The sequence below is a fragment of the Erwinia aphidicola genome, from assembly GCF_024169515.1.
Lineage (GTDB): Bacteria > Pseudomonadota > Gammaproteobacteria > Enterobacterales > Enterobacteriaceae > Erwinia > Erwinia aphidicola.
On sequence record NZ_JAMKCQ010000001.1, the window covers coordinates 3,957,903 to 3,977,234 of the forward strand.

17 protein-coding genes are annotated in these 19,332 nt (G+C 59.5%); 9 read left to right on the forward strand and 8 right to left on the reverse strand.

Annotated features, from left to right (window positions below):
- Positions 1 to 60: 60 nt before the first annotated feature.
- Positions 61 to 2,367 carry an FdhF/YdeP family oxidoreductase gene (locus J2Y91_RS18650; RefSeq protein WP_133623737.1) on the reverse strand — a complete coding sequence of 769 codons (2,307 nt, stop codon included), beginning with the start codon at positions 2,365 to 2,367 and terminating at the stop codon, positions 61 to 63.
- Positions 2,368 to 2,609: 242 nt separating this feature from the next.
- Here J2Y91_RS18650 and J2Y91_RS18655 point away from each other — a divergent pair, with 242 nt between their 5' ends.
- Both J2Y91_RS18655 and J2Y91_RS18660 read left to right on the forward strand, forming a co-directional pair.
- On the forward strand, positions 2,610 to 4,199 hold the full coding sequence (locus J2Y91_RS18655) for a PTS transporter subunit EIIC (protein WP_133623736.1): 1,590 nt from the start codon (positions 2,610 to 2,612) through the stop codon (positions 4,197 to 4,199).
- Between the two features lie 62 nt (positions 4,200 to 4,261).
- On the forward strand, positions 4,262 to 5,158 hold the full coding sequence (locus J2Y91_RS18660) for a LysR family transcriptional regulator (protein WP_048915972.1): 897 nt from the start codon (positions 4,262 to 4,264) through the stop codon (positions 5,156 to 5,158).
- 1 nt (position 5,159) lies between these two features.
- Here the strand turns inward: J2Y91_RS18660 and J2Y91_RS18665 are convergent, their stop codons facing one another.
- The 7 genes from J2Y91_RS18665 to pspF all read right to left on the reverse strand — a co-directional run bounded on the left by J2Y91_RS18665 (position 5,160) and on the right by pspF (position 13,281).
- Positions 5,160 to 6,308 carry a CMD domain-containing protein gene (locus J2Y91_RS18665; RefSeq protein ID WP_133623735.1) on the reverse strand — a complete coding sequence of 383 codons (1,149 nt, stop codon included), beginning with the start codon at positions 6,306 to 6,308 and terminating at the stop codon, positions 5,160 to 5,162.
- Between the two features lie 238 nt (positions 6,309 to 6,546).
- Positions 6,547 to 7,353 (reverse strand): putrescine export ABC transporter ATP-binding protein SapF, encoded by an 807-nt coding sequence (sapF, locus tag J2Y91_RS18670; RefSeq protein WP_048915975.1) that lies wholly within the window; start codon positions 7,351 to 7,353, stop codon positions 6,547 to 6,549.
- Entirely contained in the window at positions 7,353 to 8,345 is a 993-nt protein-coding gene (gene sapD / locus J2Y91_RS18675; protein ID WP_133623734.1) for a putrescine export ABC transporter ATP-binding protein SapD, read from the reverse strand. The genes sapF and sapD overlap by 1 nt, the downstream gene beginning before the upstream one ends.
- Entirely contained in the window at positions 8,345 to 9,235 is an 891-nt protein-coding gene (gene sapC / locus J2Y91_RS18680) for a putrescine export ABC transporter permease SapC (RefSeq protein WP_133623733.1), read from the reverse strand. The genes sapD and sapC overlap by 1 nt, the downstream gene beginning before the upstream one ends.
- The gene (gene sapB / locus J2Y91_RS18685) at positions 9,222 to 10,187 is read right to left on the reverse strand and encodes a putrescine export ABC transporter permease SapB (RefSeq protein WP_133623732.1); all 966 of its coding nucleotides are present in this window, start codon (positions 10,185 to 10,187) and stop codon (positions 9,222 to 9,224) included. Before sapB ends, sapC begins: the two co-directional genes overlap by 14 nt.
- Entirely contained in the window at positions 10,184 to 11,812 is a 1,629-nt protein-coding gene (gene sapA / locus J2Y91_RS18690; protein WP_133623731.1) for an ABC transporter substrate-binding protein SapA, read from the reverse strand. The genes sapB and sapA overlap by 4 nt, the downstream gene beginning before the upstream one ends.
- A gap of 482 nt (positions 11,813 to 12,294) precedes the next feature.
- A complete protein-coding gene (pspF, locus tag J2Y91_RS18695; protein ID WP_133623730.1) occupies positions 12,295 to 13,281 on the reverse strand; it encodes a phage shock protein operon transcriptional activator in 987 nt (328 codons plus the stop codon).
- Positions 13,282 to 13,452: 171 nt separating this feature from the next.
- Here pspF and pspA point away from each other — a divergent pair, with 171 nt between their 5' ends.
- From pspA to tyrR, 7 genes are all read left to right on the forward strand, one after another.
- Positions 13,453 to 14,118 (forward strand): phage shock protein PspA, encoded by a 666-nt coding sequence (gene pspA / locus J2Y91_RS18700; protein ID WP_133623729.1) that lies wholly within the window; start codon positions 13,453 to 13,455, stop codon positions 14,116 to 14,118.
- Between the two features lie 56 nt (positions 14,119 to 14,174).
- Positions 14,175 to 14,402: an envelope stress response membrane protein PspB gene (pspB, locus tag J2Y91_RS18705; RefSeq protein ID WP_048915982.1), complete on the forward strand. Its 228-nt coding sequence runs from the start codon at positions 14,175 to 14,177 to the stop codon at positions 14,400 to 14,402.
- Complete coding sequence (gene pspC, locus J2Y91_RS18710) at positions 14,399 to 14,746, forward strand: envelope stress response membrane protein PspC (protein WP_048915983.1); 348 nt, start codon at positions 14,399 to 14,401, stop codon at positions 14,744 to 14,746. Before pspB ends, pspC begins: the two co-directional genes overlap by 4 nt.
- Before the next feature lie 32 nt (positions 14,747 to 14,778).
- Complete coding sequence (gene pspD / locus J2Y91_RS18715) at positions 14,779 to 14,994, forward strand: phage shock protein PspD (protein ID WP_048915984.1); 216 nt, start codon at positions 14,779 to 14,781, stop codon at positions 14,992 to 14,994.
- 69 nt (positions 14,995 to 15,063) lie between these two features.
- Complete coding sequence (locus J2Y91_RS18720; protein WP_133623728.1) at positions 15,064 to 16,461, forward strand: YcjX family GTP-binding protein; 1,398 nt, start codon at positions 15,064 to 15,066, stop codon at positions 16,459 to 16,461.
- Positions 16,458 to 17,513, forward strand: a complete 1,056-nt coding sequence (locus J2Y91_RS18725) for a YcjF family protein (protein ID WP_133623727.1) — start codon at positions 16,458 to 16,460, stop codon at positions 17,511 to 17,513. The genes J2Y91_RS18720 and J2Y91_RS18725 overlap by 4 nt, the downstream gene beginning before the upstream one ends.
- Positions 17,514 to 17,719: 206 nt before the next feature.
- Entirely contained in the window at positions 17,720 to 19,285 is a 1,566-nt protein-coding gene (tyrR, locus tag J2Y91_RS18730) for a transcriptional regulator TyrR (RefSeq protein WP_133623726.1), read from the forward strand.
- Positions 19,286 to 19,332 lie beyond the last annotated feature (47 nt).

Below are 19,332 nucleotides of genomic sequence, written 5' to 3' on the forward strand. Positions count from 1 at the left end.
TGTAGGGGTCGACCCTTTTTTCCGGTAGACCCGTTATGTCCCCGTACTGTTAAGCACGCATCAGGCAATGCGCAGGCCCGGCGTCACCGGTGAGAGCGTAATTTTTACCGGCACGGACTTGGAGGTCGGGGTACCGCTGCCGTCACCAAAACTGGAAAGCGGAACCAGCGGGTTAGTTTCCGGATAATAGGCCGCGAGATTACCGCGTGGGATGGCGTAAGGCACCAGCTTGAAGCCGCTCACTTTGCGGGTAATTCCATCGTTCCACAGGGTTTCAATATCCACGTTGTCGCCGGCGGCGTAGCCCATGCTTTCCATATCCTGCGGATTGATGAACAGCACCTCGCGCTGGCCATATACGCCACGGTAACGGTCATCAAGGCCGTAAATGGTGGTGTTGTACTGATCGTGAGAACGCAGGGTCTGCAGCGTAAACGGCACTTCCTCATCCAGCTGCGGGAACAGCGAAGTGGGCAGGGCAGCGGCGCTGAACTGGGCTTTCTCATTCAGGGTAGTAAAGCGCAGCTCGGCGGCAGCATTACCCAGGTAGAAACCGCCTTTCAGATCGCATTTGGCGTTGAAATCGCTAAAGCCCGGAATCGTCGCGGCAATATGGTCACGGATTTTGTTGTAGTCACCGGCAAGCGATAACCAGTCAACTTTATCGCTGCCCAGCACGGCATTGGCGATCCCCGCGACAATCCAGGTTTCTGAGCGCTGGGTATCGGCGAGAGGTTTGCCGACGCCCTCGGAGGCATGCACCATGCTGAAAGAGTCTTCGACGGTAATAAACTGCGCACCGCTGGCCTGCACATCCTGCTCGGTACGGCCAAGCGTTGGCAGGATCAGCGCATCGATCGCCCCCGGGCAGAGATGGCTGCGGTTAAGCTTGGTGCTGATTTGCACGGTCAGGCCGCAGCGTCTTAAGGCTTCTTCGGTGCGAGGGCTGTCCGGGGCGGCTGCCGCGAGATTGCCACCGAGGGCGATCAGCACTTTAACCTCGTCGCGCAGCATCGCTTCCAGGGCTTCAACGGTGTTATGGCCGATTTCACGCGGCGGCTCAAAGCCGAAATGCTGACCCAGGCTGTCGAGAAACGCTTTAGACGGTTTCTCATCAATGCCCATAGTGCGGTTGCCCTGCACGTTACTGTGGCCGCGCACCGGGCAAAGTCCGGCACCTTTTTTACCCAGTTGACCAAACAGCAGCTGCAGGTTGACGATTTCACGCACGGTATCCACCGAGTGCTTGTGCTGGGTAATGCCCATCGCCCAGGTACAGATCACCCGCTCGGAGTGTTGATAGATGGCGGCGGCTTCGCGAATTTGCTGTTCACTCAGGCCGGACTGGCTGACAATGTGTGACCATTCAGTGGCGTCAACTTCGGCCAGGTAAGCCTCCATCCCTTCAGTTTTGGCATTGATAAACACTTCATCAAACAGGCCCTTTTCACCCTGCGCCACTCGCGCACGATGGTTTTCTGCCAGCACTTTCACCATGCCGCGCACCGCCGCCATATCCCCGCCGAGATTCGGCTGATAGTAGGTCGAGCTGATTTTACCGGCCATGCTGGTCACCACTTCCAGCGGTTTCTGCGGGTCGGCAAAACGCTCCAGCCCGCGCTCGCGCAGGGTATTGAACGTGACGATTTTCGCCCCGCGATCGGCGGCGTGGCGCAGGCTGTGCAGCATACGCGGATGGTTGGTGCCGGGGTTCTGACCGAACACGAAAATCGCATCAGCATGGTCAAAATCGTCCAGGCGGATGGTGCCTTTGCCGACGCCGATGCTGCGTTTCAAACCGGTGCCGCTGGCTTCGTGGCACATGTTAGAGCAGTCGGGGAAGTTATTGCTGCCGTTCATCCGGCCAAACAGCTGATACAGCCAGGAGGCTTCATTACTGGCGCGCCCGGAGGTGTACAGCTCCATCTGGTCAGGATTGTCCATCGCCTTGATATGGGAAGCGATAAGCTGGAAGGCATCGTCCCAGCTAATAGGCTCGTAGCGGTCGGTGGCGCGGTTATAGCGCAGCGGTTCGGTCAGGCGCCCCTGATATTCGAGGAAGTAATCGCTCTGCTGATACAGTGCCGAGACGCTATGCTGTGCAAAGAAATCGGCACCGATATTGCGGTGGGTGGCTTCCCAGGTCACCGCTTTCGCACCGTTCTCGCAGAAGCTGAAGGTACTTTTATTATCATCACCCCAGGCACAGCCCGGGCAGTCAAAGCCTTTCGCTTTGTTCATGCGCATCAGATTGCGCAGATTTTTGATCACTTGCTTGCTGTCAAAAACGAAGCGGGTCGTGGCTTCCAGTGAACCCCAACCGCCCGCAGCGGCCTGGTAAGGTTTGATGGCTTCTTTAAATTTCATTATCTCGCAGGCTTATGTTGAATAATTGTTATGAGTATATGTCTTCTTTATGGCAATTCTGCGAGTGGCAGGGGAATTTGTCTAATTGATTGAGGAAATGGTGCGATAGGCGCTGTTTATCATGGCAGGCGCAGAAGTGTGATTGCGCTCAAAAATTAACCGTTAAAATTGTCGCTGAAGACGATCTTAATCAAGCACGCGACTAATACTTAGCTCTTTGCAGTCAGAGCGGGAGAGGTCAGATGAAAGAGTTTGCCAGCAAGATCCACGCCTTCGGCAAAGCGCTGATGATGCCGATTTCGGTGATTGCCGCCGCCGGCATTTTCCTTGGTGTGGCGGCGGCGTTGCAAAATCCGGCGATTACCGGGGAGGCCTTCGCCCGCATGCAGACGCCCCAGCTGATCATTGGCTTTATCCGTAAGGTCGCCGGGGCGCTGTTTGCTAACCTGCCGCTGTTCTTTGCCGTTGCCAGCGCCATTGGCCTGGCAAAAGCGGAGAAACCGACGGCCGCCTTTGCCGCGGTGATCGGTTTCATCGCTATGCACGTGGGCGTGAGCGCCACGCTAGCCGCCAAGGGTCTGACCGCTGCCACCACCACACCCGCCGCGCTCCAGCAGCAGGGCATGGACCAGACAACAGCGATGATGACCTCGGCGGAATATATCCCGATGCTCGGTATCTTTACCTACAACATGAGCGTGCTGGGCGGGGTGATTGCCGGGCTGCTGACGGTGGCGATCCATAACCGCTGCTACACCACTCAACTGCCGACCGCTATCAGCTTTTTCGGCGGGCGGCGCTTTGTGCCGATTGTCACCGTGCTGGTGCTGCCGCTGGTGGGCGTGCTGCTGGCGTTAATCTGGCCGACGATTGGCGCAGGTATTGCCTGGGTCGGGGAGCTGATTGGCAAAAGCGGCCAGTACGGCGCCTTGCTCTACGGTACCAGTGAACGCCTGCTGATCCCAACCGGGTTACATCACATCCTCAATGAAACCGTGCGCTTTACGCCGATTGGTGGTATTGCCACGGTAGACGGGCAGACGATTGTCGGCGCGCTGAACATCTTTAACACCTCACTGACGCATCCCGGCTCGGTGGCGGATGCCACGGTGCAGGAGGCCACGCGTTTCCTCGCCCAGGGTAAAATCCCGGTGATGATGTTTGGCCTGCCCGCCGCCGCGCTGGCGATGTATCACTGTGCGCGACCGGAACATAAACAGCGGGTGAAGGCGCTGGTAATGGCCGGGGCGCTCACCTCGTTTACCACCGGGATCACCGAGCCGCTGGAGTTCTGCTTTATCTTTGTCTCGCCGGTGCTCTACATCCTGCACGCCCTGCTGAGCGGGCTGTCGTTTATGCTGATGTCGCTGATGCACCTGATGATTGGCAACATTCAGGGCGGTGCAATTGACCTGGTGGTGTTCGGCATTCTGGGCGGCAGCAAAACGGCCTGGTGGTGGAGCGTGGTGCTCGGGCTAATCTACGTGCCGATCTACTACTACGGCTTTAAATTCATCATCCTGCGTATGCGGGTGGAAACCCCGGGGCGAGAATCCGGGCAGGAACCGCAGCAGGAGACCGTTGCCGCCGACGAGCGCACCCGCGTGATTATCAGCGGGCTGGGCGGAAAGGCCAATATAGAGGACGTCGATTGCTGCTTCACCCGTCTGCGCGTGCGCGTTAAGCAGATGAACGAGGTAGTGGACCAGACGCTGATGAGCACCGGTGCCAATGGCGTAAACCGCGTCAGCGATCGTGATGTGCAGGTGATTTACGGGCCGCAGGTAGAGAAAATAGCCAGCGAGGTGAAAAGTGCGCTGGGCGTGGCATGAAGTCGCGTTTCTGGCTCTCAGGCTGTTACTATTAGCAAAAATTTACCAATAAAATAACCATTATGGATATCAAGCAGCTCATCTACCTGTGCAACCTCGAGCGCGAGCGCCACTTTGGCCGTGCCGCAGAAGCCAGCTTTGTCAGTCAGCCCACGCTTTCGATGCGCCTGAAAAATCTGGAAATTGAGCTGGGGCTGTCGCTGATTAACCGCAGCAATAACTTCGACGGCTTCACCCCGGAAGGGGAGCGTGTGCTCTCGTGGGCGCGGGAGATCGTCTCGGTCTATCAGGGCTTAAAGCTGGAAGTTGAGTCGCTGAAGCACGGGGTTAACGGCACGCTACGCATCGGCGTGGTGCCCCAGTGCAGCATCTCGCTGCCGGTGATGCTGAAGGCGATTAGCGAGCGCTATCCGCAGCTGGATTACCGCGTGGCGGTGCTGAGCGCCGATCAGCTGCTGGAAGCGCTGAATAGCCATACGGTGGATGTCGGCATTGGCTTCTTTGAGCTGTCGACGCTGCGTGAACTGCATTTTCAGGCAGAAACGCTGGTGGATAATGGCGTGGAGCTGCTGTTTCATCCGCAGCATTTTCCGCAGTTGAACGGCACAGAGCCGCTGACGCTGCCAGAGATCGCCGCGCTGCCGCTCTGTCTGGCCGATCAAACCCGCTATTTTCGCCGCTATGTTGACGGGCATTTTCGCGAAGCCGGGCTGGAGCTGCGCGTGGTGCTGGAGACCACCTCGGTATTTCAGCTGCTGCAGGGCGCGCAGGTGGGCCTGGGCTGCCTGATTTCTCCCGTCGGGCATCTGATCGCGGGGATGAGCGGTGAGCTGAGCCGCCGCGCGGTGGCGATGCCGCCGATGTCACGCCAGGCTGCGGTGGTGATCGCCGAGCCTGGTCGCGCCACTCCGCTGGCACAGCATTTCTTCGATGAAGTACGGCGCTGGCTGATGGGCTGAGCTAACGCGCTGCCGTGCTGCCGAGGCCCTGCATCAGGCGGTTGCCCCAGCTGGCGTTAGCCACGCTAAGGATTATCGCAAACACTTGCGCGGTACTCAGCCCGGCCTCTTTCAGCGGTTGCACGTGCGCCGCGTTAACCCGCTCGGGCGAGCGCGTTAGCTGGGCTGCCAGCTGGATCACCGCCTGCTGCTGCCGGTCAGCCAGCGCCAGCGCTTGATCGACACTCGCCTGCAGTGCATCACGCAATTCGCCCAGCGCTAAGCGGCCAAAGCAGGCAGCACTGCCGTTAATCCTTGCGGTCACTGCCGCCGCCAGCGTGGCCTGCGGCGAATGACGGATTTCAGACAGTGCCTGCAGCAGGCTCGCCCAGCCGTACAGGGTTTTGCCGTCGTGCGCGAACAGCCAGGCACCGGCTTCCAGCTCGGCTATCGGCTGACAGAAAGTCAGGGCCTCTAACTGATCGGTTGCGGCGTAACGCATTTCGAGCGGCGGCAGGCTGGGCTGCCACTCTGCCGCGGTGCTGAACAGCTCGGGTTCCGCGTCTGCGGGCACCGTTACGCCCGGCATCCAGCGCACGGGCAGCGCCAGCAGGGCATGAATTCCAGCCACCACGCGGGCCTGGTAGCTGACAAAGCCAATAATCTGGCTGAGCGTGACAATATCCGACGCACTGAGCCCCACATCATCCAGATGCTGTACGGCAGCGGCGTCAATCAGCGTTGGCTGGCTGGCAAGCTGGCGGGCATACTCGGTGATTTGCGTCAGGCGGCGATTGCTCTCACGCGATGAATCCGGCCCAGGCAGCGGGTTAAGCCGCGCCGCATAGTGATTACACAGGCGCTGAACGCCGGTAACCTGCGCCACCGTCAGCGCGCTGCTCAGTCGGTCATACAGCGTAAGCGTGTGGGTCAGGGTGGTGGTTAATTCGTTGGGGAACAGGATCTGATAGAGATCGCGGGAGGCCAGCAGTGCGGGCTGCACCTGCTGCAAAGTGGGGATCAGGTCGCCCTCGACCTGCTGCGCCAGACCAAGCAGGAAACGGTCTTCAATAGTGGCAGCTTCGGGCACCAGCGGCGCGCGCTGCGCGGGCAGGCTGGTCTGGGTTTCATGATACCAGTGGTTGTTGCCGGTAAAGCGGCGCTGTTCCATGATCATTCCTTTTCAATTACGGCACGGGTATCCTGGCGTAAGCGCTAAAGCGAAAGAAATAATGTTCGGTGCTATCAAATAGCTGGATGGCATAAGCGGTGCCGTCGTAGGGGCGAGGCATGCCTCACCCTGGTCAGGCAGATGCCGGGTCAGGCAGTGCCGTCGTAGGGGCGAGGCATGCCTCACCCTGGTCAGGCAGTTGCCGGGTCAGGCATGCCTGACCCCTACGGGGTGGGGGTTAGCGGTCTTTACGCCACGCGTCGGCGGTCAGCGCTTCACCGAAGTGGCTGGAGATCAGGCGTTTGGTAAGATCGTGCAGCGGGCAGGCCAGCACGTCGGCGGTGCTGCCGCGCTCCACCACTTCGCCCTGATGCATCACCAGCAGCTTGTCGCTGATATGTTTCATCATACCCAGATGCTGCGTGACGTAGATATAGGCAATACCGTGCTTGTCCTGCAGCTCCAGCATCAGATTGATCAGCTGCGAGCGCATCGACATATCCAGCGCAGCCAGCGCTTCATCCGCCACAATCACCTTCGGCTGTAAAATCAGCGCGCGCGCCAGGCCGATGCGCTGCTTCTGACCCGGGGCCAGCATGTGCGGATAGTAGGAAGCGTGGTCGCGCAGCAGCCCGACCTGGCGCAGCGTGGCGATAATACGTTTCTCGCGCTCATCTGCATTCAGCTCGGTGTTGAGGCGTAGCGGGAAATCGAGGATCTGGCTGATGCGCTGGCGCGGATTCAGGGAGGTCGACGGATCCTGGAATATCATACGAATGCGCTGACTGCGATAGCCGTAATCGCCATACTCCAGCGGACGATCGTCAATCACTATTTCGCCGGATGAGGGGGCAATCATCCCGCTCAGCATTTTCGCCAGCGTCGATTTGCCCGAGCCGTTTTCACCGATAATCGCCAGCGTCTGGCGCTCGCGCAGGGTGAAGCTGACATCCTTCACCGCCTCAACATGCTGGCGGCGGAACAGCCCGGTGCGGTAGCGATAGGTTTTACTCAGGTTGCGCACTTCCAGCAGCGTTTCAACCATTACTGACTCTCCATATTCAGCGGGAAGTGGCAGGCAAACATATGACTCTTCGACCCGGTTAAGCGCGGGGTCTCAATACAGGTTTTCTGAGCATAAGGGCAGCGTGGGCCCAGGCGACAGCCAATCGGCAGGTGTTCAAGCGAGGGGATAGCACCCGGCAGCGTATTGAGGCGGCTTTTATGCGGCAGCGAACGGCCAAAGTCCGGCATTGCGCGGATCAGCGCCTGAGTATAAGGGTGATGCGGAGCAGCGATCAGCTCTTCGCTGAGCGCGGTTTCCACCGTCTGCCCGCAGTACATCACGTTAATTTTATCCGCCCACTGGCTCAGCATCTGCAGATCGTGGCTGATCAGCAGAATCGTGGTGTTGTTGTTTTGGTTGAGCCGGGAGAGCAGGCGGAAAATCTGCGCCTGGGTAGTCGGTTCCATGGCGTTGGTTGGCTCATCGGCAATCAGCAGGCGCGGCTGATTCGCCAGGGCAATAGCGATCATCACCTTCTGGCACTCGCCGTCGGTCAGCTCATACGGGAAGCTGCTCATAATATCTTTATGATCTTTGATGCCAACGCGGTGCAGCAGCTCAATGGCGCGGCGATGACGCCAGCCAAAGCGCTGATACCAGCGGCCTTTCCACGTCCAGCCGGGGATCGCCTGCTTGATCTGGGTGCCGATACTTTCCGACGGGTCGAGGCACGACTGCGGCTCCTGGAAAATCATCGACACGTTATGACCGACAATTTTACGCCGTTCACGCGGCGTCAGGTGCAGCAGGTCGATGTCGTTAAAGCGCATGCGGTCAGCGGTGATGCGCCAGTTATCCTTGGTGACACCGCAGATCGCCTTGGCGATCAGGCTCTTGCCCGAACCGGATTCTCCCACCAGCCCGCGCACTTCGCCTTCGCTCAGCGTGATGCTGACCCGGTCGACCGCTTTTACCGGCCCTTCGGCGGTCATAAATTCTATCGTCAGGTTACGAATATCGAGCAGCGGCATTATTCAACTCCCGCAACGATGGCCCGGCGTGCGCCGTCACCCAACAGGTTAACAATCAGTACACTAAGCATAATCGCTGCGCCCGGTAACATCACGGTCCAGGGAGCAACATAAATCAGCTCCAGCGAATCACCCAGCATCGCGCCCCACTCCGGGGAAGGGAGCTGCGCGCCGAGATCGAGGAAGCCGAGTGCGGCAATATCGAGGATCGCCATCGACAGCGCGCGGGTAAATTCGGTCACCAGCAGCGCCAGAATGTTAGGCAAAATGGCATACCAGAGAATATCCAGGCTGCTGGCACCGTCCAGACGTGCGGCCACCACGTACTCTTTTTCCAGCTCATCATGCACCGCGCTGTAAATGGCGCGCACCAGGCGCGGCAGAATGGCCAGGAACACCGCCAGCATCGCATGTTCCAGCCGTGGCCCCATAAAGGCCACCACGATGATAGCCAGCAGCAGAGAGGGGATCGACAGCAGCGTGTCGAGCACGTGATTCATCACCGCCGAGCGCAGGCCGTGCGTCAGGCCGGCAAAAACGCCCAGCACCATCGCACACAGCGCCGCCGCCAGCGTGACCACAATTGCGGAGCCGACGGTCGGCGCCGCGCCGCTCAGCAGGCGACTGAGCAGATCGCGCCCCAGATCGTCAGTGCCGAGGAAGAACGAAACATCGCCATAGCGTGACCACGAAGGCGGCAGCAGCTGGAAGCCGAGAAACTGCTGGTCGAGGCCGTAAGGCGCCATCAGCCCGCCAAAAATGCACAGCAGCAGCAGCGCGATAAAGCCATAGAACCCGATCATCGCCGTGGTATCGCGATAGAACAGCCCCCACGTGTGGCGCAGCGGGCTGGGCGGCCGCTTCTCGGAGTAGATATTATCTGAGGGCATACCATTCCTTATGCTTCAGCGGGTTTGTCATAGCACCCAGAATATCGGAGAGCACGTTCACGGCGATCACCAGAGCGCCAACCACCATCACGCCGGCGGAAATCGCCGCATAATCCTGCTGGCGAATGGCGTTAATCAGCCAGCGGCCAAGGCCCGGCCAGCTGAACACCATTTCAGTGATCATCGCCAGCGTCAGCATGGTGGAGAATTGCAGCCCGAGACGCGGGATCACCGGCGGCAGGGCGTTATGCAGCACGTGGCGGCGAATAATGGTGAAGCGCGACAGCCCGCGCGTGGCGGCGGCTTTCACATAGTTCTGCTCCATCACATCGCGGGTGCTGATGCGCAGCAGGCGGATCACCTCAGTGGTGGGTGCCACGGCCAGCGCGGTAACCGGCAGGATCATATGCTTCAGCGCGCTGATGATCATCTCATGGCGCCACGGCGAGTCCGTCAGCCAGGCATCAATCAGCGCAAACCCGGTGACGTGCTTTACCGGGTAGAGCAGGTCGAAGCGCCCGGATACCGGCAGCCAGCCGAGATTAAGCGAGAAAAACAGCGTCAGCAGCAGCGCCAGCCAGAACACCGGCAGGGAAAAGCCGAGCAGGGCGACGGCGCTGATGGCTTTATCCTGCCATTTGTTACGCATTACGCCCGCGGCAATGCCCAGCGGGATACCAACCAGCAGGGCCAGGCTGAAGGCCATAAAGCACAGCTCCAGCGTGGCGGGAAACACTTCACGCAGCTGCAGATTAATCGGCTGGCCGTTAATGCTGGATACGCCGAAATCGAGCTGCACGATGCCTCTGAGCCAGAACAGCAGGGCATCCCACAGCGATGCGCCCTGCAGCGGCGCGTGCGGCGTGAAATAGCTCAGGCTGAAGCCAACCAGCGTCAGCATAAACATCGTGACGATAAACAGCACCAGGCGGCGCAGCGTATAGATAATCACGGCGATTTCTCCTCACCACTTTCGCGGTGGACACCCGCAAAGGAAGCATTACCAAACGGGCTCAGCACCAGGCCTTTAATATCGTGGCGGTAGGCCTGCAGGCGCAGCGAATAGGCCAGCGGCAGCACCGGAAGCTCCTGCGACAGCAGCGTCTGGGCCCGATCGTAATAGTCGATGCGGTTAGCAAGCTGCTGAGACAGCAGGGCCTTATGCAGCAGCTCATCAAACGCTGAATTACACCAGTGGGCAAAGTTGGTCTGTGAAGCGATGGCCGCGCAGCTCAGCAGCGGGCGAAAAAAACTGTCCGGATCGTTACTGTCGGTTGCCCAGCCGGTCAGCGTCAGGTCGTGATTATTCTCCATCAGCCTGGCCTCCTGGAAGCGGCCTTCTACCTGCACGATGGTCACTTTAACGCCAATCTGCGCCAGATCGGCCTGAATCAGCTCGGCAGTTTTCAGCGGGCTGGGGTTCCAGGCCTGTGAGGCGGAAGGCACCCACAGATTAAGGTGCAGGTTCTCAATTCCCAGCGCCTTCAGCTCTTCACGCGCTTTCTGCGGATTATAGGGCGTGACGCGCGCATCGGTATCATAGGCCCATGAGGCGCGCGGCAGGATCGAGGCTGCGGTCTCGGCGGTGCCGTAATAGATCGACTCCATCAGCCGTTCATTGTTGATTGCCAGCGCCAGCGCCTGGCGCACCTGTGGGCGATCGAGCGGTGCCTTGCGGGTATTAAACGCCAGATAGGCGATGTTCATGCCGGGGCGCAGGGTCAGGCGCAGGCGCGGGTCGTCACGCAGGATAGAGAGCTGGCTGGCGGCAGGATAGGCCAGCACGTCGCACTCGCCGGTCAGCAGCTTGGACAAGCGCCCGGTGCCGCCCGCTGCCATATCAACCACCACCTGCGACATGCGCGGCTGGCCTTTCCAGTAAGCGTCATTGCGCTGCAGGCGAATATACTGCCCGCTGCGGTAATCATTCAGCATAAACGGACCGGTGCCCACGGGCTCGCGATCGAGCTGTTCCTGGCGATCAATTTTGCTCAGCCGATCGGCATACTCGGCTGACAGCACCGGCGCGTAATGGGTGGCAAGGTGCCAGAGGAAGGACGCATCCGGGCTGTTGAGGCGGATTTCTACCGTATCCTTATCCAGCTTCTTCACGCTCTGCACCGCATCGGAAAATTGCAGGCTGTCAAAGTAGGGGTAGCTGCCGCCGTTGACGTTGTGCCAGGGGTGCTTGCGGTTAAACACGCGCTCGAAGCTGAACACCACGTCATCCGCATTCATCGGGCGGCTGGGTTTGAACCATGCGGTGTGCTGGAAGGCGACGTTGTGGCGCAGGTGGAAGCGATAGGTGGCGCCGTTATCCAGCACTTCCCAGCTCTCTGCCAGCTCGGGGATCAGGCGATAGGTATAGGGATCGACGTCAAGCAGGCGGTCATACAGCTGGGCGGCGAGGGTATCTACCACCAGCCCGCCGCTGGCCATCTGCGGATTAAAGGTATTCATTACGCCGTTAACGCAATACACGAAGCCGCTCTGGCGAATATCACCGGGCGTTGCAGACCAGACCGGAGCGCTTAGCACGCTCAGGCTCAGGAGCAGAGTGGATATTAGTTTGCGCATAACTCTTCTGAAAATTCAGGCAATAAACACAGTGTACCGCACTCTCAGGCTGCACCCAAAGTTTGCTGCGCTGTGGCGGGATGATTCCGCGACTTTAATAAGCACATTAATGCAAGGGTGTTGAAAATACGCACAAAGTTGTTATGGAAATGAGAAAGATTCTCAACAAAATGCTTTACAAGCAAGACTGAGAATGATTATTATTCCCCTGCGCTTCACCGGTGGCTCTGCCGCTGAAGAGCACGACATTGCTCACATTGCTTCCAGTATTTTTAGCCCACCCTGCGTGGGTTTTTTTTTGCCTGAAACCAGGGTCGGGCATGCCCGACCCCTGCGAGGGTGCGGTGCAATGCTGCAGGGGTGATGGCATGCCCGACCCCTACGAGGGTGCGGCGCAACACCGTGGTGCGACGGCATTCCCGACCCCTACGAGGGTGCGGCGTGATACCGTAGGGGCGACGGCATGCCTCGCCCGCCGTTAATTATGACGGATTCAAATCGTGTTTCTTCAGCATGGCGCGCAGCTGATGATAGGTCACGCCCAGCAGCCCGGCGGCGCGTTTCTGATTAAAGCGCGCCTGCGCAAGGCTTTTCTCCAGCAGCGCTTTCTCCTGTTCATGCTGCCAGCGGCGCAGATCCAGCGGCAGCGCGGGCAGGGCGTCCGCGGCGGGCTCCTCCAGCGGGATAGGCGCAGTGCGCTCGAACGGGTTGATAATGATGTTGTCCAGCGGCTCTTCAATGCTGGCGTGGCGATAAACCGAGCGCTCCACCACGTTTTTCAGCTCGCGCACGTTGCCCGGCCAGCCGTAATCCAGCAGCCGCTGTTCGGCCGCCGGGGAAAAACCGGGAAACAGCGCCAGCCCCAGCTCGCGGCACATCTGAATGGCGAAGTGCTGCGCCATCACCAGAATATCGCTGCGCCTTTCGCGCAGCGGCGGAAGCTGCACCACATCGAACGCCAGGCGGTCGAGCAGGTCGGCACGGAATCTCCCCTCCTGCGCCAGCTTCGGCAGGTCGTCATTGGTGGCGCACACCAGCCGCACGCTGACCTGCAGCGGCTGGCTGCCGCCGACGCGCTCCAGATGACCATATTCAATCACCCTCAGCAGCTTCTCCTGCACCAGCATCGGCGCGGTTGCCAGCTCGTCGAGAAACAGCGTCCCGCCGTCAGCGCGTTCAAAGCGGCCAAGATGGCGTTTCTGCGCGCCGGTAAAAGCGCCGGCCTCATGGCCGAACAGCTCCGAATCCAGCAGGTTTTCATTCAGCGCGGCGCAGTTGAGCGAAATAAACGGCCCCTGCCAGCGGTCGGATAAATAGTGCAGACGGCTGGCGATCAGCTCTTTGCCGGTGCCGCGCTCGCCAATGACCAGCACCGGCTTATTCAGCGGCGCGAGGCGGGAAACCTGCTCCAGCACTTCAAGAAAGTTGTTTGATTCACCGAGCAGGGTATCAGGATTTTCGCTCATCATTAATTTCACCAGGTGTTAGTGATAAAAACCACTTTAGCCGCTGTGGCCGCAGGTGTAAAGCCGCCCGGCCCAGTAAAATCAGCAACATAAAAACTGGCACGCTATTTGAATAGTAATAACTCACAGCGCAATATCATTTGTGCCGATAACTGACTGAAGAGGATTTCGATAATGGGTATTTTTTCTCGCTTCGCCGACATCGTGAACGCCAACATTAACTCGCTGCTGGAAAAAGCAGAAGATCCGCAGAAGCTGGTGCGCCTGATGATTCAGGAAATGGAAGATACGCTGGTGGAAGTGCGTTCCACTTCTGCCCGCGCGCTGGCTGAGAAAAAACAGCTGCTGCGCCGCATCGACCAGGCTGAAAGCCAGCAGGCGGAATGGCAGGAAAAAGCTGAACTGGCACTGCGCAAAGAGAAAGACGATCTGGCGCGCGCTGCGCTGATGGAAAAACAGAAGCTAACCGATTTGATTGCCACACTGCAGCAGGAAGCCACCCAGGTAGAAGAGAGCCTGGCGCGCATGAAAGGTGAGATTGGTGAGCTGGAAAGCAAACTGAGCGAAACCCGCGCTCGCCAGCAGGCATTGACGCTGCGCCATCAGGCGGCCTCTTCCTCACGCGATGTGCGCCGTCAGCTGGACAGCGGTAAAATTGATGAAGCGATGGCGCGCTTTGAGTCGTTTGAGCGCCGCATCGATCATATGGAAGCAGAGGCCGAGAGCCACAGCTTCGGCAAGAAGAAAACGCTCGATCAGCAGTTTGCTGAACTGCAGGCCGATGACGAAATCAGCGAGCAGCTGGCCGCGCTGAAAGCAAAAATGAACCGCAGCGAATAATGTAACGGGCCACGAAAGTGGCCGGATAACCTATGCTTAACCCGCAAGGAGAGTGAATGAGCGCGTTATTTCTAGCCATCCCCCTGACGATCTTCGTGCTGTTCGTGGCACCGATCTGGCTCTGGCTGCACTACAGCAATCGTCGCAGCGGCAGCGCTGAGCTGTCGCAAAATGAACTGCAGCGCCTGCAGCAGTTGACCCAGGACGCCCGCAAAATGCGCGAGCGTATTCAGTCGCTGGAAGCGATTCTCGACGCTGAGCATCCGAACTGGAGGCAGCCATGAGCAAGAACAAACTGTACCGCATTCCGCAGCAGGGTAAACTGAAAGGCGTCTGTGCCGGGATTGCCGACTACCTCGGTATTCCGGTGCTGCTGGTACGCGTGATTGTGGTGCTGTCGATGTTCTGCGGGCTGTTTATCTTTACCCTGATTGCCTACTTCGCGCTGGCGGCGGTGCTCGACGAAATGCCGCTCAGCGTGCAGGGGCAGGATAAGCCGCTGAGCGCCCATCAGCTGCTCGATGAGCTGAGTGCAGAACTGAACGGCGGAGAGCAGCAGCTGCGTGAGGTTGAGCGTTATGTCACCTCTGAAACCTTCAGCGTGCGCAGCCGCTTCCGTCAGCTGTAATACGATTAACCGGTCTTTAACGGAGAAATACGATGCGCCAATGGCAACGACATGCCCCGGCCCTGAAAAAGGCCGGTAAGTTTATTCTGATTAATGCGGTCACCTATGGCCCGGCAGGCCTGAGCGGCTGGGCGGTCAAATCCGTGGCCCGCAGGCCGCTGAAAATCCTGCTGGCCTGGGCGCTGGAGCCGCTGGTGCGGCGCGTGATGAAGCGCGCGACCGCTCGCTGGGTCAAACCGACCCGTTAAAGGATTGTGCGGTGCTGGCCTGATGTTACGATAATGGAATAACTCGCAATAAGGATGGCAACCCCACAGATGAAAAGACTGCAAAATGAATTACTTTCTCTGGTCAATCGCGGCGTGGATCGCCATCTGCGCCTTGCGGTTACCGGCCTGAGCCGCAGCGGAAAAACCGCTTTTATCACCTCTCTGGTTAATCAACTTCTCAACGTTAACGCCGGTGCGCGCCTGCCGATGTTTTCCGCCGTGCGCGAACAGCGTCTGCTGGGCGTGAAGCGCGTGCCGCAGCGCGATCTCGGCATGCCGCGCTTCACCTACGATGAGGGGCTGGCGCAGCTGTATGGTACGCCGCCAAACTGGCCCACGCCGACGCGCGGAGTCAGTGAAATGCGTCTTGCGCTGCGCTATCGCTCGCGCGATTCCCTGCTGCGCCATTTTAAAGACGCTTCAACCCTGTACCTGGAGATTGTCGACTATCCCGGTGAATGGTTGCTCGACCTGCCGATGCTGGCGCAGGATTACCTGAGCTGGTCGCGTCAGATGACGGGCCTGCTGCAGGGCGACCGCGCAGCCTGGTCCCAGCGCTGGCAGCAGCTGTGCGTCGATCTCGACCCGTTAGCGCCCGCCGATGAAAACCGTCTGGCAGAGATCGCCGCGGCCTGGACCGAATATCTGCAGCGCTGCAAGCAGGAGGGGCTGCACTTTATCCAACCGGGGCGCTTTGTGCTGCCGGGTGAGATGGCGGGCGCCCCGGCACTGCAATTTTTCCCATGGCCGGCGGTGGACGAGGGCGGTGATACGCGCCTGATGCAGGCCGATGCCTCCACCAATATCGGCATGCTGCGCGCGCGCTACCAGTACTACTGTCAGCACGTGGTGAAGGACTTCTATAAGAATCACTTTCTGCGCTTCGATCGCCAGATCGTGCTGGTGGACTGCCTGCAACCGCTCAACAGCGGGCCGCAGGCGTTTAACGACATGCGCCTGGCGCTGACCCAGCTGATGCAGAGCTTCTCCTACGGGCAGCGCACGCTGTTTCGCCGCATGTTTTCCCCGGTGATCGACAAGCTGCTGTTCGCCGCCACCAAATCCGATCACGTCACCGCCGACCAGCACGCCAATCTGGTCTCGCTGCTGCAACAGCTGGTACAGGATGCCTGGCAGAATGCTGCCTTTGAAGGCATCACCATGGACTGCGTGGGGCTGGCATCGGTGCAGGCCACCCAGAGTGGGCGCGTCGATCATCAGGGCGAGAGCATCCCGGCACTGCGCGGTCATCGGCTGGCGGACAATGAGCCGCTGACGGTCTATCCGGGTGAAGTGCCGCCGCGCCTGCCTGGCAACGCATTCTGGCAGCAGCAGGGGTTCCACTTTGAACAGTTCCGTCCGCAGGATCTGGATGTTGATCGTCCACTGCCGCACATCCGCATGGATGCGGCGCTGGAATTTTTACTGGGAGATAAACTGCGATGAACACACCGATTAAACCGCGCATTGATTTTGCCGCGCCGTTAAAAGAGGAGGCCGCCGCGCCGCTGCGCCCGCCCCGGGAATTTGCCGCGCAGCAGGATAATTTCGTTGTCGTCGATCCTGAGCGCGAAGCCGAAGAAGAGGGGGCAGGCGAGCAGGCCGTCGAAGCCGCACTGCGGCCGAAGCGCAGCCTGTGGCGCAAAATGGTGATGACCGGGCTGGGGCTGTTTGGCGTCAGCGTGGTGGCGCAGGGCGGACAGTGGATGCATCAGGCCTGGGTGACTCAGGACTGGATTGCGCTGGGCGGCGGTGCGGCGGGCGCGCTGATCGTGGCGGCCGGGGCCGGATCGCTGATAAGCGAATGGCGGCGGCTCTATCGCCTGCGTGAACGTGCGGAAGAGCGCGATGAGGCACGCGAGCTGCTGGCCAGCCACGGCATCGGTAAAGGGCGCGCATTCTGTGAGAAGCTGGCCAGCCAGGCCGGACTGGATGCCGGGCATCCGGCGCTGCAGCGCTGGCAGGCTTCGCTGCATGAAACCCATAACGATCGCGAAATCGTCGCGCTATATGCGCAGCTGGTGCAGCCGGTGCTCGACCGCCAGGCGCGGCGTGAAATCAGCCGCTATGCCGCCGAGTCGACGCTGATGATTGCCGTCAGCCCGCTGGCGCTAGTGGATATGGCGTTTATCGCCTGGCGCAATCTGCGGCTGGTGAATCGCATTGCCGCGCTTTACGGCATCGATCTCGGCTATTTCAGCCGTATCCGCCTGTTCCGTCTGGTGCTGCTGAATATCGCCTTCGCCGGGGCATCTGAACTGGTGCGCGAAGTCGGCATGGACTGGATGTCGCAGGACATTGCCGCGCGTCTTTCAGCCCGGGCGGCGCAGGGAATTGGCGCCGGGTTACTGACGGCGCGCCTCGGCATCAAAGCGATGGAGCTGTGCCGCCCGCTGCCGTGGCTGGAGGGGGAGAAACCGCGGCTGGGTGACTTCCGCCGCGATTTGATCGGCCAGCTGAAAGAGAGCATGCAGAATAGCGGGAAAAGTGACAAATAAGCTCAGGATTACAGCGACTGTCAACTTTTCCTGACAGATTACTTCTGGACCTGCAAAGGATAGCGTATTATTTCGCAATCATTTATCGGCTGCATCGGGCGAGGCATGCCTCGCCCCTACTAATGATGGCGTAGGGGCCAGGCATGCCTGGCCCGATAAGCTTGATAACGCGCGAATTGTTATGATCACACTAAAGGTTAATACGCATGCGTCTTGAAGTCTTTTGCCAGGACCGAATCGGTCTGACCCGCGAACTGCTGGATCTGCTGGTCGAGCGCAGCATCGACCTGCGCGGCATCGAAATCGCCGCCATTGGCCGCATCTATCTGAATTTTTCCAGCGTCAGCTTCGATCAGTTCAGCCAGCTGATGGCAGAAATTCGCCGCATACCCGGCGTGACCGACGTGCGTACCGTCTCTTACCTGCCATCCGAACGTGAACATCGCGCTCTGAGTGCACTGCTGGTGGCGCTGCCGGAGCCGGTCTTTTCCATCGATCTGAAAGGTAAAGTTGAGCTGGCGAACCCGGCGGCGCAGACGCTGTTCGCACTGAATGAAGAGAAGATGCGTAACTACAGCGCCGGTTCGCTGATTAGCGGCTTCAACTTCCAGCGCTGGCTGGAGAGCGAGCGCATCGAGGCGCAGGCGCATCACGTGGTGCTGCAGGGGCGCGACTTCCTGATGGAGATCACCCCGATCCATGCTCAGGATGAAGAGGCGTGCTCCCCGAGTCCGGTTGGCGGCGTGGTGATGCTGAAGTCCACCGCGCGCATGGGCCAGCAGCTGCAGAACCTGGCGGTTAACGACGACAGCGAGTTTCAGCATATTGTCGCCGTCAGCAGCAAAATGCGTCAGGTTATCGACCAGGCGCGCAAGCTGGCGATGCTCGATGCGCCGCTGCTGATCGTCGGCGATACCGGCACCGGAAAGGATATGCTGGCGCGCGCCTGCCACCTGCGCAGCGCGCGCGGCAAAAAGCCGTTCCTCGCGCTGAACTGCGCTTCGCTGCCGGACGACGTGGCGGAAAGTGAACTGTTTGGTCACGCTGCCGGGGCTTACCCGAACGCGCTGCAAGGTAAAAAGGGCTTCTTCGAGCAGGCCAGCGGCGGCTCGGTGCTGCTGGATGAGATTGGTGAAATGTCGCCGCGCATGCAAACCAAGCTGCTGCGCTTCCTCAATGACGGCACCTTCCGCCGCGTTGGGGAAGAGCATGAAGTGCATGTGGATGTGCGGGTGATCTGCGCGACGCAAAAAAACCTGATGGAAATGGTGCAGCGCGGCGAATTCCGCGAGGATCTGTTCTATCGCCTCAACGTGTTAACCCTTAATCTGCCGCCGCTGCGCGAGCGCCCGCAGGATATCCTGCCGCTGACCGAAATGTTTGTGGCGCGCTTTGCCGACGAGCAGGGGGTGGCAAGACCGAAACTCTCTGCCCAGCTCAATGCCTTCCTGACCCGCTACACCTGGCCTGGCAATGTGCGTCAGCTGAAGAACGCGCTCTATCGCGCATTAACTCAGCTGGAAGGTTACGAACTGCGCCCGCAGGATATCGTGCTGCCGGAATACGCGATGGAGCTGCCGCTGGGGGATGATGCGATTGAAGGATCGCTGGATGAGATCACCAGCCGCTTTGAACGTTCAGTGCTGACGCGCTTATATCTCTCCTATCCGAGCACGCGCAAGCTGGCGAAACGCCTCGGGGTTTCACATACGGCGATTGCCAATAAGCTGCGGGAATATGGCCTGAGCCAGAAGAAGAGCGAAGCGGAATAGCGGGTTATTGTCGAATAAACGGGCCGATCGAAAAAGAAGATCGGCCC